Consider the following 15014-nt stretch of genomic DNA (forward strand, 5'->3'; position numbering starts at 1 on the left):
TTCAAAGCTATATAACGCTCATCACACGGCCTTAGAATTGCAGGGAATTAAGGAAAGTTGGCCGAAGAATGCAGGATCTTGTTTTCGATGAGCGCGATCTGCGGCTTCTTCACGCACTGCAGGTCAGGCCCCGCGCACCGTGGACTGCGCTGGCTCCAGTGGTTGGCGCGGACCCGGTCACGCTCGCCCGGCGGTGGGAGCAACTGCAGGCGCAGGGGCTGGCGTGGATGGGTTGCTACACGGGGCGAGGCACCGACGTCGTCACGGCAATCCTGGAGATCGAATGCTCGCCCGCCAGTATGTCCCCGGTGGCCGAGCAATTGGCGGGCGATCCGGAAGTCTTGACTATCGACCTGACAGCCGGCGGCCGGGACATGATCGTCACCCTGATGTGCTCCGACGACGCCGAACTTTCCCGCTACGTGCTGGACCGGCTCTCTGCCGTGGAAGGCATCCGCAGCATGCGTACGCACCGGTCCATCCAGGTAGTGGCGGACGCCCAGGTCTGGCGGCTGCGCTCACTCAGCCAGGGCGAGGTACGGACGCTGGAACGGGACGTACCGGCGCCGAAGGAGGTCCTGTCCCGGGTTCCTGCGGACGTCGAGGGTGCCCTGCTCCGGATAATGCGTGAGGACGCCCGCGCCTCCATGTCCAGGATTTCCGGCGAACTAGGCATCAGCCAGGCGCGGACCCGGAGCGCTCTCAGCACCGTGCTTGCCCAGCAGCGCGTGGTTATCCGCCTGGAGGTGGCCCGGCCGTATTCGGGTTGGCCGGTGTACGTGTGGTTCTTCATGCGGGTCCCGGCAACCCACGTGGGTTCCGTGGCCGGGAAGCTGGTGGGCCTGGACGAGGTCCGTCTGGTCACCACCACGGTGGGCAACTATTCGCTGGTGGTGGCGGTATGGCTGCGCCGCATCGAAGACATCACCCTCCTGGAGCGGCATCTCGGCGAGCGCCTGCCGTTCGCCGAGATCGTGGACCGCTCGATCGTGCTGCGCACCCCGAAGCACCTTGGCATTCGCTTGGACGCCTCGGGGCGGCGGATTGTGGTTTAAGGCGCGACGACGGCGGCTCGCTTGGCCTGCGTCCGGAGGCGGGCGGCACCGGCCTGCGTCCGGAGGCGGCGGCACCGGCGTCGAACGCTCGCCCAGCCCGAGCATCAACGCCCGCTAAAAATGTCAGAGCCTGGTGATGTGATGGATTCATGGAGGTCACCACCAGTCCGGACGGAAGGGCACCGCAAACCGATGCGGTGACCGATCCCTTGCTGGTGCTTGATGGACTGGTCTCTACCTTGCAGTCCGTGGAGTCGGCGATCGCCGGGTTGCAGGCCTTGCGGGAGTACACACTTGCCCTCGCGTCCCGCGTCGCGGACGTGCTGGCCGATGAGGACATCCACGACGACGGCGTGCGGCCGGGTCTCAACGCCGCCGCTCGGTGGGACGCGGCGGAGCTGGCACAGCGTGCTGTGGCGGCCGAGATCGCCACGGCGACCCGCACCAACGACCGCACCATCCAACGGCAGCTGGGCCAGGCCGTCGAACTCCTGGACCGTTTCCCTTTGACGTTCGGAGCCCTCGCGCACGGCCGGATCAGCCTGGCCCACGCCCGGGTGATCCAGGACGCCGGAAGCGCTCTGGAAGACCCTGCTGCCTTGTCCTCGTACGAGGCCGTCGTGGTGGCCTGCGCCGAACGGCAGGCTCCCGGGCGGGTGCGGCGCCTGGCCGTCCGCGAAGCCGAGAAAGCCCAGCCCGAACCCTTGAACATCCGGCATGAACGCGCCCGAGAGGAACGCCGTGTGTGGATCACACCGCTGCCGGACGGCATGGCTGAACTTGCCGCCGTCCTGCCCGCAGCCGTGGCCTACGGCATCCACGACCGCCTCACCCAAATGGCCAAGACCCACGCGGACCTGGCGCGAGAACAGGCAACAGCAGCATCCGGCCGGCCCACCGGAGCTGCCGGCAGCTTGGACCAGCGCAGCACCGATCAACGCACCGCCGATCAACGCAGCACCGACCAGCCCACCACCGATCAGCTCACCATAGACCAGCTCCGCGCCGACCTCCTCGCGGATCTGCTGCTCCGCGGCGCTCCCGCCGGCCACGACACCCCGGACAGTCTCCTCGCAGCCATCACCGCCCGGGTGGACGTCACCGTCCCCGTGCTGACCCTGATCGGCCAGGAAGGCGCCGCGACGTCCAATGGCTCAGCTGGCAGAGCTTTCGGGACCGACACATCAGGCAACACCGCCAGGGCCGCAGCCCCCGGCACCGCGACCTCACAGGTCCCCGCCGAGCTGGACGGGCGCCACCCCATCGACCCCGCCACCGCAAGCATTCTCGCCGGCCAGGCCGCCGCCTGGACCAGGGTCCTCACGGATCCCATTAGCGGCGCCGTCCTAGCTGTCGACAGGTACCGGCCCGGCGAAGACCTCAAACGCCTCCTCACCGCCCGCGACACCAGATGCCGCTTCCCCGGCTGCGGAATCAAAGCCCGGGATCTTGACCTGGACCACACCCACGACGCCGCACTGGGCGGACCCACCGAAACCGGAAACCTCGCCGGACTCTGCCGGCGCCACCACATGCTCAAGCACCACTCACGATGGAAACTCCGGCAAACCGGAGCCGGGGTCCTCGAATGGACCAGCCCCACCGGCCGAAAACACACCGACCACCCACCCATACCCGCGACCGACACCGCGCCGGGTGCCCCGGGCCAAGGACTGACGGGCCGCCAAAGGTGGTCGCCGGGTCATGACTCCGGCCCGCCACCCTTCTGACCGCCGTCTCTTACGGGCTACGGCTTCTCTACTCCTGGCGTGGTGCTGTCCCGTCCAACCACGTCTCCGTTCCCGCCGGTTGAATCAGGGAGCCGAAAGGCGAACCTATCCTCCGGAGACCACACATGCTGGTCATCGCACCGGTAGCCGCGCAGCCACAACCGCCCATCCACAACACGAAGGTAGAAGCCCTTCGGATACTCGTCATCGTCGCTCAGGGGCAGCGAAGCAACCGTCACAGCTCCCCGGGGTGCCCGCCCCGAGGACATTAAAGAGTCGAGCGCAGCCGTCTGGGTTTGCAGAGCAAGGCGCAGGTACGGACCCATGTCAGGCGGGCAAAGCAGGAGCCCCTGCTTCAGCGCGGCCGAGAAGATCTCAGACAGCACCGCACCACCGGACAAACCCAGGTCAGCTACCGTTCGTTCGACGATGACAACGTCCTGCCCCGTCCTGTCGTCAAAAGCCGCGTTCTCGAACAGGACCTCAGCGTGGGCATTGCGCAGGACGTCAGCCGAGTCGAGTGCGCTCAGGAGTTCTTCACGGGAGAGTCCGCCGACCCGCAAGGACAAAGAATCTCCGTTGCCTGTGTCTTCCATAGCTCCTCAGCCTAACCCTCACCCCACCGGCGGCGTCAGCGCCAGCCACTCCTGGCCTTGGGCGTCGAGCGGGGTACCGTTCGCCACGCGCATCTCCCGCTTGCGGTTCTCCATGGTGATGGTGGCGAGCGTGGCCCAGCGCCTGCCGAACTCGGCGTCGGGCGCCGGGATGCAGCAGAGGCCCGGCTCGCCGGGACCGGAGTACAGGAACGGCACAATCTCCTCCACGCTGTCCGGCAAGGGGCGCCCGTCAAGCAGAGCCAGCCGGGACTGCACCAGGGCAAGACGCTGCTGGGAATCGGGGTCGTAGAGCCCGGGTTTCTCCCCCGCCGCCAGCCCCGGGTCCAGGAAGTGGTTGGTGTGCGCCAGTGTGCCGTTCTCCGGCTGGATGAGCACGGCCGCGCCCGGGCCGATCTCGGCCGTCACCGCGGAGGACTCATCCATGAGGGTCAGCGCGGTTGAAGTGGTGGCGCCGGCGGAGCACACAATGTCCACGGCGTCGGCCACGGACGAAGCGTTGGCCAGGACCTCGGCTGCGATGAGGTGGACCGGAACGCCGGCGGGCCGGTCGTCGCGGTGGCCGAGGATGTTCAAGAACACCGACACCCCGGCGTCGTTCATGCCGATCTTGCCCAGCATGCCGTGCTCGGTGAGTCCCACGAAGGACCGCGCCGGGCCGGCCACGGACTGCAGGTGCCAGTACGGGTCCAGTTCCTCGTGCCAGTCCCAGGTCTGCACGCCAAACACGTGGCTGCCCGCACGCCCGATCGTGGAGCACTCGCCGGGCCTGGCGCCAAGCGCCTGGGAAAGGATTTCGGTACGTCCGTTCAGCGCCGCGATCTGCCAGGTTTCGACGCCGGCGCCGTCTGCCGTGCCGCTCATCTCCGCGGCGAGCCGCGGCGACCAGGAGGCGACGACGTCGAGCAGCCGCTCAGCGTTGGACCTCACCGTGGCCTCCCGGAGTCCGACCGTGCGGAACAAGCGGAAATAGGTGTCGAGGCCGCCGAGCAGTTCCGCGCCCAGCGCGGCACCGCGCTGCTTTCCGCGCTCGTAAGGATCCGGGCTGTCGAGGGCGATGACGGTGCGGATGGTTGGATTCTTCATAAGGCTTCGTCTAGCTCGCAATCTCTGAGTTAAGGTGGTCAATCACGCCGCGCCGGGGCTTCCAGCCCGGCTTCGGCGCGCACTCCAGCAGGAGTTTCGTATAGGGGGAACGCGGACGGTCCAGGACATCGCCCACGGAACCGCGTTCGAGGACCTGGCCGTGGCGCATCACCAGTACATCGTCGGCGATGGTGCGGACCACGGAGAGGTCGTGGGTGATGAAGAGGTAGCTCAGCCCCTTGTCCCGCCGCAGCTCGTGGAGCAGGTCCAGGACCTGGGCCTGCACCGAGACGTCCAGTGCGGACACCGCTTCGTCCAGGACAATCACCTGGGGTTCGGCGGCGAAGGCCCGCGCGATGGCCACGCGCTGCTTCTGCCCGCCGGACAGGTTCGCCGGCAGGGACTGGGCATGCGCGTCCGTGAGCCCCACGCTCCGGAAAAGCTCCGAAACCCGCGCCCTCCGCTCGGCAGCGCTGAGCCGGAAATGCGCCCGGAGCACCTCGTCGACGGCGGCGCCCACCGGCAGCCGACGGTTGAGGGAGCCGTTGGGGTCCTGGAAGACCATCTGCACTGCGCGGGCCCGCCGCCGCTGTTCGCGCCGCCGGAGCGAAGCCGTCACCGGGGATCCGGCGATCCTCACCTCGCCGGAATCCTTCGTTTCCAGACCCACCAGCACGCGGGCCAGGGTGGTCTTGCCGGATCCGGACTCACCCACAACGGCCAGGCAACTGCCTTCACGGACGGTGACGGACACGTCGTCGAGCGCCCGCACGGGTTCGTGCTTTCCGCCCACGCGGAAGGTCTTGTTGAGTCCGGAGATCTCGATGATGTTGCTGCTCACAGGGTGCTTCCGATCTCTGGTTGCGTCGCGGGAACCGCTTGAACACCGTCCAGCGTGGGCCGGATGCTCATGAGCATCCGGGTGTAGGGGTGCTGCGGGTTGTCGCGGATCTGTTCCGGCGTGCCGATTTCCACAATCTCCCCGTACCGCATCACCGCGAGCCGGTCCGTGACGGCGGCGGCGAGGTCCAGGTCGTGGGTCACGAAGATCATGGACATGCCCAGGTCCCGCCGCTTCTCGTCGAGGATGGCCGCCACCTCGGCCTGGGTGGTGACATCCAGGGCGGTGGTGGGTTCGTCCGCGAGCAGGAGGTCCGGTTTGCCGGAAATCGCCCCGGCGATCACCACGCGCTGCAGCATGCCGCCGGAGAGCTGGTGCGGGAAGGACTTCAGCACGCGGTCCACGCTGCGGATGCCCACCTGCTCCAGCAGCTCCCCTGCCCGCAACCGCGCGGCACGGGCATCGCGGAGCTCCGGCATGCCCTCCAGGAGGTACGTCTCGATCGGCAGCACCGGGTTGAGCGCCGCATGCGGGTTCTGCGAGATCAGGGCGATCCGGCCGGCCCGTACCCGGCGCATCTTGTCCGTGGGCAGCGAACGGAGGTTCTCGCCGTCGAACATGATCCGGCCGCCGACCACCGCGTTGCGCGGCCCGATCCCGAGGATGCAGCGCAGCGTCATGGACTTTCCGCTGCCGGATTCGCCCACCAGGCCGATCGCCTCGCCGCGGCCGAGCTCCAGGGAAACCCCCTTCAGCACCGGCTTCAGCGCACCCGAATCCGGGTCCTTGATGCCGAGTTCCAAGTTCTCGATGGCAATCATGACTTGCTCCTTCCCGCCGCAGCGCGACCGCCCAGCCGTTCGCCGATGTAGGCCATGGCCGCCACCGTGACCACGATGCACAGACCCGCGTACAGGCTCTGCTCCGGGAAACCCTGCTGCAGGGACTCCTGGCCGTTCGAAATCATCAGGCCCCAGTCGGCTTCCGGCGGTTGAATGCCCAGGCCCAGGAAGGACAGCGCCGCCAGGTCCACGATCGCGTAGCCGAAGTTGATGGTGGAACCCGTGAGGATCTGGGTCCAGACGTTGGGCAGGATGTGCCGCACCGTGATGGTGAAGCCGTTGATTCCCTGCAGTTCCGCGGCCTTCACGTACGGCAGGCTCCGTTCGCGCAGGGCCACGCTGCGGATCACCCGTGCGCTGTACGGGATGTAGGCGATCGCCAACGCGATGGAGGCCGTGACCAGCCCGGGGCCGAAGATCGCCACGGCGAGGATCGCCAGCAGCAGGCTCGGGAACGCGAACAGGACATCCAGCACCCGGCCCAGGAAGGCGTCCACCTTGCCGCCGAACCAGACGGCGGTGAGCGCCAGCGCGGAGCCGGCCACCGCCGTCGCGCCCACCACGATCAGCGGGCCCAGCAGGCTGGTGCGGGCCCCGGCGAGCAGCCGGGAGAAGATGTCGCGCCCGGCCTGGTCGGTGCCGAGCAGGTGCTCGGCACTCGAGCCGAGGTGCCGCTGGGTGACCGAACCCACTGTGGGGTCGTAGGGTGCCAGGAACTGCCCGACGACGGCGGCCAGCACCACGGCGCCGACCACGCCGACGCAGGCCATGCCTGTCCAGCCAAGACGGCGGCGGGCGGCTGCCAGCCGGTTGCTAGGGGCGGCGGGGGCGGCCAAAGCTGCCGCGGGCGCCTTTTCCTTGATAGCCATGTCTCTCACGCTCCTTTCTTCAGGCGGACGCGGGGATCGATCACGGTGTAGAGCAGGTCCACGAGCAGGTTCACCACGCCGAACGCGATCACCATGATCAGCGCGATGGCCTGCACCACGGCGAAGTCCTTGCGCTGCACGGAGTTGACCAGCAGAGCGCCGGTGCCGTCCAGGGTGAAGGCGTACTCCACCACGAACGCGCCCGCGACGAGGCCCGCGATGTGCATGCCCACCGCTGTCGTGACCGGCAGCAGCGAGTTGCGGACCGTGTGCCGCCACAGGATGACGCGCCTGGGCAGCCCGCGGGCGACGGCGATCAGAACGTGTTCGGATTCGCTCTCCTCCACGATCGCCGTCCGGGTGATCCGGGCGATGACCGCGATGGAGGGCAGGGACAGTGCCAGGGCGGGCAGGGTCAGGTGCCAGACCCGGTCCACGGCGCCCTCCCCGGCGCCGAAGACCGGGAACCAGCCCAGGCCCACGCTGAAGACGGACATCAGGACAAGCGCGGCGAAGAACGTGGGCACAGCGATGCCCAGGTTGGACGCGAAGATCACGATCCGCTCGGCCACGCCGCCGCGGGTGCCGGCCACGATGCCCAGCCCGATGCCGCAGATGATGATCAGCGCAGCGGCGTATGCGGCCAGGGACAGGGTGGTGGGGATGCGGCTGGCGAGCAGGGCACCGACGTCCTGCTGGGTCAGCAGTGAACGGCCCATGTCCCCGGTGAACACCCCGCTGAGCCAGTTCCAGTAGCGCACCGGAAGGGGATCGTCGAGGGAGTACTGGGCCCGAATGGCGTCCAGCACCTCGGGGCTGACGGTGCGGCCCTGGACCAGGAACTGCTCCGGGCTTCCCGGGGCCAGGTAGAGGGCGCAGAACACGATCATGCTGGAGGCGATCAGCACCCCGCCAAGCGCCAGGAAGCGGCGTATCAGGAATCTCACGGCTATTCGCCGGTGCCGCCGAGCTCGGCAGCCCAGGGGTAGTAGAGGTAGACGAAGGACGCGGGGGCACCCGTGACGCGCTTGTTCATGTAGAGGCGCGTGGCGCTGTCCACCACGGGCAGCCAGGGTTCCTTGTCCATGATCAGGGCTTCTGCTTCGACCGTGAGCTTGGCGCGTTCGGCGTCGCCGCTGGTGGCGCGGGCCTTGTCCAGCAGCTCGGTGATCTTCGGGTCCGAGAAGCCGGAGTAATTCTGCATGCCGCCCGGACCGGCGATCGCCGCCAGGTGGATCAGCGGATCGGCCACGTTCATGTAGTTGGTGGTCACGAAGGCGTCGGCCCCGGCGCGGGCCTTGGGGTCGGAGAAGAAGGCGCCGAACTGGGCACCGGGAACGCCGCTGGGTTCGACCTTCAGGCCGAGCTTGGCGCCGGCGTTGGCGAACTCGGAAATGATGTCCGCGTAGAACGTGCGGTCGATCGGGTAGACGATCTTGATGGGTTTGGACAGGTCCACCTTGGCGTCCTTGATGGCCTTCTTGGCTTCCTCAAGGTTGGGCGTGACGGCGGGCAGGTTCTTCCGCGCCGCTTCGAACACGTCGGCACCGTAGGCCCAGCCGCCGGCCGGCACCAGGGATTGGGCCGCCGTCGAGGTTCCTTCATAGACGGTCCTGGCGATCGCTTCGCGGTCGGTGGCCAGGGTGAGCGCTTTGCGCACGGCGGGGTCGCCCAGGGTGCCGGTTCCGGTGCTGATGATGGCCATGTTCTGCATGGACTTGCCGTGGAAGAGCTGGCCGGTGGAGGACTTGGAGAGCTGGCCCACGGCGCTCAGCGGAACGTCGTAGCTGCCGTCCACGGCGCCGGTGGCCAGGGCGTTGGTGATGGAGGCGGGGTCGGTGATGAACTGGATTTCGACCTGCTTGGTCTTGGCCTTCTTATCCGCCTTCCAGTAGCCGTCGTAGCGCTCCAGGGTGATCGAGGCGCCCTGCTTCCAGTTGCCCACCGAGTACGGTCCGGTGCACATGACTCCGGTTCCGGGGTTGCCGTAGTCCACGCCCGCCTTTTCGCGCTGGGCCTTCTCCACCACGGCGCCCACCGGGGTGGCGAGCTGGTTGTTGAAGGTGGCGTCCGGCGTTTTGAGCTTCACGGTGACCTGGCTGGGCCCTGTCTTCTCCACGGAGGCGATGTTGGCAGTGACGCTGGAGGCCCAGTAGCTGATTTCCTTCGGGTCCAGGTGCCGCTTGAGGCTGAACACGACGTCGTCCGCGGTCATGGGCTTTCCGTCCCAGAAAGTGACGCCGTCCTGGAGTTCGTACACGTAGCTGGTGTTGCCGGTGTTCGTGACGCTCTTGGCCAGGTGCGGCTTGATGGAAAAGTCCGGCTGGATCTGGAACAGGCTTTCGCAGAGGTTGGACACCACGCCGCTGGCAGGATAGTCGGCGGCCTTGATGGGATCGATCGACGGCGGTTCGCCGAAGTTGTTGTTCCAGACGATCCTGTCCAACTCCGCCGTCGGTGCCGGAGTAGTGACGAGCAGGTCCTTCGAATCGAGGGTTTCCGGTGCCTTGGCGTTGCCGCCGTTCGAGCATCCGGCAAGCAGCAGCAGGAGCCCTGCAGCCCCTGCGCCGATGAGTTTCTTATTCACTGAGTCTCCCGAGATGGTTGTGCGCCGCCCCAATCGGCTGGATGTGGAATGTGACGCTAGTTACCCAAAACGGTTTGGGCAAGAGATTGCAGAAGATTTCCCAAATCGTTTTCAGTCCAGTGTTCATGGGCTTACTCTGGTTTCCATGACCACGCGGACCCGGCCATGAGCCCACGGAGCACCAGGACCACCATCCGGGACGTCGCACGCGAAGCGGGCGTCTCGGTGACCACGGTGTCCCATGCCCTCAATGGCAAGGGAATCGTGGCCGGCCCCACCCGGAACCGGATCGCCGAAATCGCCCGCCGGATGCATTACCGGCCGCACGCCGTCGCAAGCGGGCTGCGGAACAACCGGCTGGGCGTCCTCGCGCTGGTGTTGCGCCCGCTGGACACCCTGGAGTCTTTCCTGCCCGACGGCGTGGACTACTTCGTGCGCTTCGCCGGCGCCGCGTCGCTGAGCGCACTGGAGCACGGGTACGGGCTGATGCTGCTGAGCGATCCCACACTGCCGGAAACCCCCAGCGTGTCCTTGGCCGCCGACGGCTTCATCATCACCGAACCGGTGGAGAACGATCCCGTCATCGACCTGCTGCTGGCCGAAGAAATCCCCTTCCTCACGGTCGGCCGGGATCCCGCGCGCGACTCCTACAGCAGCTTCATCGAACCCGACACCGCCCGCACCACCACCCAGGTGCTCGACCACCTCGTGGAGAACGGGGCACGGAAAGTGGCGATCGCCGTCGGGACCGACCGCAACCACTGGAACATCATCACCGAGAAGCGCTACCGGGAATGGTGCGCCGGGCGGGGGCAGGAACCGGTGGTCCTAGTGCAGGGCGAAACCAGCGGCCTGGCCGGCGGCAGGGTCCTCGGCGAGCAGATTCTGGCCATGGACGACCGGCCGGACGCCGCGTACTGCCTCACTGGCCGCCACGCCGCGGGCCTGCAGGCGCGGCTGGCCGAAGCCGGGATCTCCACGCCGGGCAACTTCCTGCTGGTGGCCGGCTCGGATTCGGAGCAGACCCGCAACAGCACCCCGCCCATCACCGCGATGGACCTTGCGCCCGAAGCCACTGCCCGCGCCGCGATCGCCGCCCTCGTGGAGCAACTCGGTGGCACCCCCAAGGGGGACGGCCACGGCATCGACGGCCGCTTCATCGTCCGGGAATCCAGCACGCGCTAAGCGTCGCGCACCGGGACTCCCGGGCGCATACGACATTCCCCCCCAGTTGCTCATGGACCCACCCCGACGAGACCCCGGAAATCCGCGGAAGTTGCGCGCGCCGGGCCGGGAAATGGGAAGCAACTGGGAGGGAACGTCGTCGGCGGGGTCCACCCGCCGACGCCCGCCAACATCACGGGCGCGTTACGCCTCCTTCACCAGCCGCGCCTGGTGATCTTTGTTTGTGTTGTTTTTTATTGACATACCCACACGAACAAAGATAGAGTCAAGCAATTCCACATCATGTGATCGTGGTCACCAGCCGGGAACCTGCTAGTACGCAATGGAGGGTATGTGTTCGCTGAGGAGCGCCAGCAACTGATCTCCGGACTCGTCGCCGAGCTCGGCCGGGTCAGCGTCACCGACCTCGCCGAACGCTTCAGCATCACCACCGAAACCGTCCGCCGGGACCTCGCCGCCCTCGAATCCGCCGGCAGCCTGCGCCGGGTGCACGGCGGCGCCGTCCCCACGGACCGGCTCAGCACCCGCGAGGAAAGCGTGGGCGAGCGTGCCATCCAGCGCCCGTCGGAGAAGCTCCGCATCGCCCAGGCCGCCCTGGCCCTCATCCCGGAGGATTCGTCCGGAAGCATCCTCCTGGACGCAGGCTCCACCACCGAGACCCTCGCCGGCCTGCTCGCTGCACAGCGCGGCAACGGCGGAAATGCCGGGGAACTGGTGGTCATCACGCACGCCATCCCGATCGCCGCCAAGCTCTCCGGCAACCCGGGCATCGCCCTGCAGATCCTGGGCGGGCGCGTCCGCGGACTCACCCAGGCCGCCGTCGGGCAGTCCACCGTGGACTCCGCTTCCCGACTCCGGCCAGACATCGCCTTCGTGGGCGCCAACGGCATCCACGCAACGTTCGGGTTCAGCACCCCGGATCCCGAAGAGGCCGCCGTGAAGGCAGCCTTCGTCACCTCCGCACGCCGAGTCGTCGTCGTGGCGGACTCTTCCAAGCTGGACGCGGAAACCCTCGTCCAATTCGCCGCCCTGAAAGATGTGGACACCGTGATTACTGACCGCGAACCCTCTGAAGAGCTTTCGGCCGCCCTGGCCGAAGCCGGTGTGGACGTCGTGCTCGCATGATCGTCACACTGACCGCCAACCCCAGCCTCGACCGCACGGTCGAGCTCCCCGCCGCCCTGGCCCGCGGCGAAGTGCAGCGCGCCGTCGCCGTCCACCAGCATTCGGGCGGCAAGGGCGTCAACGTCTCCCGCGCCCTGGTGGCGTCGGGCCTGGACACCGTCGCTGTCCTGCCGGGCGGCGAATCCGACCCCGTGCTCAGCGGCCTCCGCGAGGACAAGGTGCCCTTCGCGGCCCTGCCGATCGCTGAACCGCTGCGCAGCAACGTCACCCTCACCGAACCGGACGGTGTCACCACCAAGATCAACGAACCCGGTCCGGAACTGAGCGCGGAACAGCAGGAAGCCCTGATCGGGCTGCTGCTGGAGCGTTCGCAGGGCGCCAGCTGGGTGGTCCTGGCAGGCTCCCTTCCGCCGGGGGTACCGGCCGACTTCTACGCCACGGTGGCCGCCCGCCTCCGCAGCACGGACGACGGCGCGGCCCCCTTCATCGCGATCGATTCCTCCGGCACCCCGCTGGCGGCGGCGATCAGCGGCCGCGGGGACGGCAGGCCGGACCTGCTGAAGCCGAACGCGGAAGAACTGGCCGAACTGGCCGCCGCGGCCGGCTTCACGGACCACCACACCGCCGAGGAACTGGAAGCGGATCCGGGCCTTGCCGCCCGGGCCGCTGCCGCCGTCGTCGGCTCCGGTGTGGGAACGGTCCTTGCAACACTCGGTTCCAAGGGCGCCGTCCTGGTAACCGCCGACGGCGCGTGGCTGGCCACGCATCCGCCGATCCGGGCCGTCAGCACCGTGGGTGCCGGCGATTCCTCCCTTGCCGGCTACCTGCTGGCCGCCACCCAGGGCGGCACCCCGCAGGACTGCCTCCGTCAAGCTGTGGCCCACGGTGCCGCCGCTGCTTCGCTGCCGGGCTCCACTGTCCCGGCAGTCCACCAAACAACTCCCGACGCCGTAACCATCACGGCCCTTCCGAAGGACTAACAGTGACAGAGCTCATCACCCCCCAGTTGGTCGCCCTCGACCAGAACCTCGGCGAGGCTCCCGCCGACGTCATCCGTTTCCTCGCAGGCAAAGTGACCGACGCCGGCCGCGCCACCGAGGTGGAAGGCCTGTTCACTGACGCCTTCGCCCGCGAGTCCAAGACCGCCACCGGCGTGCCCGGCGGCATCGCCATCCCGCACTGCCGCTCCGCGGCCGTGACCGTGCCGTCGCTGGCCATGGCCCGCCTGTCCCAGAAGGTGGACTTCGGCGCCAAGGACGGCCCGGCCGACCTCATCTTCTTCATCGCCGCCCCCGACGGCGCCGATCAGGAGCACCTGAAGCTGCTCTCGAAGCTGGCCCGCTCGCTCATCAAGAAGGACTTCACGGCAGCCCTGCGCGCAGCTTCCACGCCGCAGGAGATCGTGGAACTGGTGGACGGCGCCCTCGCCGACAAGCCCGCCGCCCACGTGGCCGAAGCAGTGACCGTTCCCGCGGCTGCCGCTGCGGGCGCGGAATCGGCAGGATTCGCCGCCCCCGGCGCGGCCCCGGCGCCGATCGGCGGCGCGGAGGGCGCCACCGGCCCGAAGCGCCTCGTGGCCGTCACGGCCTGCCCCACGGGCATCGCGCACACCTACATGGCCGCAGACTCGCTGGTGGCTGCGGCCCAGGAAATCGGCGTGGACCTGCAGGTGGAGACCCAGGGATCCTCCGGCGCCAAGCCGCTGGACCCCGCCGTGATCGCGGCAGCAGACGCCGTGATCTTCGCCGTCGACGTCGACGTCCGCGGCAAGGAGCGCTTCGCCGGCAAGCCGGTCATCAGCGCCCCGGTCAAGCGCGGCATCGACGAGCCGGGCAAGATGGTGCAGGAAGCCCTCGCAGCCATTGACGACCCCCGCGCCCACCGCGTCCCGCACGCCGGCGCCGAGGACATGGCCGAGCGTGAAGCCGCGGAGAAGAGCGAGCACATCGGCCAGAAGCTGAAGAGGGCGCTGCTCACCGGTGTCTCCTACATGATTCCGTTCGTGGCCGGCGGCGGTCTGCTGATCGCCCTTGGCTTCCTGCTGGGCGGCTACGACATCACCGGCTTCGCCGACAAGATGCTCGCCGAGAACAATCTCTTCAACCTGCCCACCGAATACCCGGCCCTGGCCTGGGGTCCACTGGGCGCCTACCTCGGCGCAGTGCTGTTCAAGATCGGCGCCCTGTCCCTCGGCTTCCTGGTGCCGGCCCTGGCAGGCTACATTGCCTACGCCATCGCGGACCGGCCAGGCATCGCCCCCGGCTTCGTGGCCGGTGCGGTCTCCGGCTTCATGGGCGCCGGCTTCCTGGGCGGCATCGTGGGCGGCCTGCTGGCCGGCTACATCGCCCACCAGCTCGGCAAGCTCAACGTGGCCCGCTGGTTGCGCGGCCTGATGCCCGTGGTCATCATCCCGCTGCTCGCCTCCCTCGTCGCTTCCGGCCTGATGTTCCTGATCCTCGGCGCACCGATCGTCGCCCTGACCAAGGCCCTGAACGAAGGCCTCTCCGGCCTCACCGGCGCCGGCGCCATCCTGCTCGGCGTGATCCTGGGCCTCATGATGTGCTTCGACCTCGGCGGCCCGGTCAACAAGGTGGCCTACTCCTTCGCTGTCGCCGGCCTGGGTGCGGCGTCCGTCTCCAACCAGGCCCCGTGGCAGATCATGGCCGCCGTCATGGCTGCCGGCATGGTTCCGCCGCTGGCCATGGCCCTCGCCTCCACCGTCCTGGACAAGAAGGGCTTCTCCCTGGCGGAGCGTGAAAACGGCAAGGCAGCCTGGCTGCTGGGTGCGTCCTTCATCTCCGAAGGCGCCATCCCGTTCGCCGCGGCCGACCCGCTGCGTGTCATCCCGGCCAGCATGGTGGGCGGTGCCGTGACCGGCGCCCTGTCCATGGCCTTCGCGGTCGGTTCCAAGGCACCGCACGGCGGCATCTTCGTCTTCTTCGCCATCGATAGCTTCCTCCTGTGGGTGCTGTCGATCCTGGTGGGCACGGTGATCACCGCGCTCCTGCTCATCGCCCTCAAGCGCTGGGCAGTGAAGAAGACCGTTGATACTGTTGCGGCAGCAGCCTGACAACGCCGTT

General features: G+C 68.1%; 13 protein-coding genes. 6 read left to right on the forward strand and 7 right to left on the reverse strand.

From position 1 onward, the window contains the following. Nucleotides 1–68 precede the first annotated feature (68 nt). A complete protein-coding gene (locus BLP88_RS06670) occupies nt 69–1055 on the forward strand; it encodes an Lrp/AsnC family transcriptional regulator (protein ID WP_074587911.1) in 987 nt (328 codons plus the stop codon). A 149-nt stretch (nt 1056–1204) separates the two neighbouring features. Continuing rightward, nucleotides 1205–2785, forward strand: coding sequence for an HNH endonuclease signature motif containing protein (locus tag BLP88_RS06675; RefSeq protein WP_074587912.1), 1581 nt, complete (start codon nt 1205–1207; stop codon nt 2783–2785). A 17-nt stretch (nt 2786–2802) separates the two neighbouring features. On the opposite strand, the gene BLP88_RS06680 is transcribed toward BLP88_RS06675, so the two are convergent. From BLP88_RS06680 to BLP88_RS06710, 7 genes are read right to left on the reverse strand one after another with little or no spacing between them, the layout of a single operon-like run. After that, on the reverse strand, nt 2803–3381 hold the full coding sequence (locus BLP88_RS06680) for a hypothetical protein (RefSeq protein WP_074587913.1): 579 nt from the start codon (nt 3379–3381) through the stop codon (nt 2803–2805). Between the two features lie 18 nt (nt 3382–3399). Beyond that, the gene (locus BLP88_RS06685; protein WP_074587914.1) at nt 3400–4485 is read right to left on the reverse strand and encodes a C45 family autoproteolytic acyltransferase/hydrolase; all 1086 of its coding nucleotides are present in this window, start codon (nt 4483–4485) and stop codon (nt 3400–3402) included. 10 nt (nt 4486–4495) lie between these two features. Continuing rightward, a complete protein-coding gene (locus tag BLP88_RS06690; RefSeq protein ID WP_084110879.1) occupies nt 4496–5326 on the reverse strand; it encodes an ABC transporter ATP-binding protein in 831 nt (276 codons plus the stop codon). Further along, nucleotides 5323–6147: an ABC transporter ATP-binding protein gene (locus tag BLP88_RS06695; protein ID WP_074587918.1), complete on the reverse strand. Its 825-nt coding sequence runs from the start codon at nt 6145–6147 to the stop codon at nt 5323–5325. The genes BLP88_RS06690 and BLP88_RS06695 overlap by 4 nt, the downstream gene beginning before the upstream one ends. Then, complete coding sequence (locus BLP88_RS06700; protein ID WP_084110882.1) at nt 6144–7037, reverse strand: ABC transporter permease; 894 nt, start codon at nt 7035–7037, stop codon at nt 6144–6146. The genes BLP88_RS06695 and BLP88_RS06700 overlap by 4 nt, the downstream gene beginning before the upstream one ends. Nucleotides 7038–7042: 5 nt before the next feature. After that, a complete protein-coding gene (locus tag BLP88_RS06705; protein ID WP_074587919.1) occupies nt 7043–7984 on the reverse strand; it encodes an ABC transporter permease in 942 nt (313 codons plus the stop codon). Nucleotides 7985–7986: 2 nt separating this feature from the next. After that, nucleotides 7987–9624 carry an ABC transporter substrate-binding protein gene (locus tag BLP88_RS06710; protein ID WP_074587921.1) on the reverse strand — a complete coding sequence of 546 codons (1638 nt, stop codon included), beginning with the start codon at nt 9622–9624 and terminating at the stop codon, nt 7987–7989. A 165-nt stretch (nt 9625–9789) separates the two neighbouring features. Here BLP88_RS06710 and BLP88_RS06715 point away from each other — a divergent pair, with 165 nt between their 5' ends. From BLP88_RS06715 to BLP88_RS06730, 4 genes are all read left to right on the forward strand, one after another. Next, nucleotides 9790–10809, forward strand: coding sequence for a LacI family DNA-binding transcriptional regulator (locus BLP88_RS06715; RefSeq protein WP_074587922.1), 1020 nt, complete (start codon nt 9790–9792; stop codon nt 10807–10809). A 333-nt stretch (nt 10810–11142) separates the two neighbouring features. Beyond that, on the forward strand, nt 11143–11934 hold the full coding sequence (locus BLP88_RS06720) for a DeoR/GlpR family DNA-binding transcription regulator (protein ID WP_074587923.1): 792 nt from the start codon (nt 11143–11145) through the stop codon (nt 11932–11934). Beyond that, nucleotides 11931–12914, forward strand: coding sequence for a 1-phosphofructokinase family hexose kinase (locus BLP88_RS06725; protein ID WP_074587924.1), 984 nt, complete (start codon nt 11931–11933; stop codon nt 12912–12914). Before BLP88_RS06720 ends, BLP88_RS06725 begins: the two co-directional genes overlap by 4 nt. 2 nt (nt 12915–12916) lie before the next feature. After that, complete coding sequence (locus tag BLP88_RS06730; protein WP_074587926.1) at nt 12917–15004, forward strand: PTS fructose transporter subunit IIABC; 2088 nt, start codon at nt 12917–12919, stop codon at nt 15002–15004. The last annotated feature ends 10 nt before the right edge of the window (nt 15005–15014 follow it).

This window comes from Arthrobacter cupressi (assembly GCF_900099975.1).
Taxonomy (GTDB): domain Bacteria; phylum Actinomycetota; class Actinomycetes; order Actinomycetales; family Micrococcaceae; genus Arthrobacter; species Arthrobacter cupressi.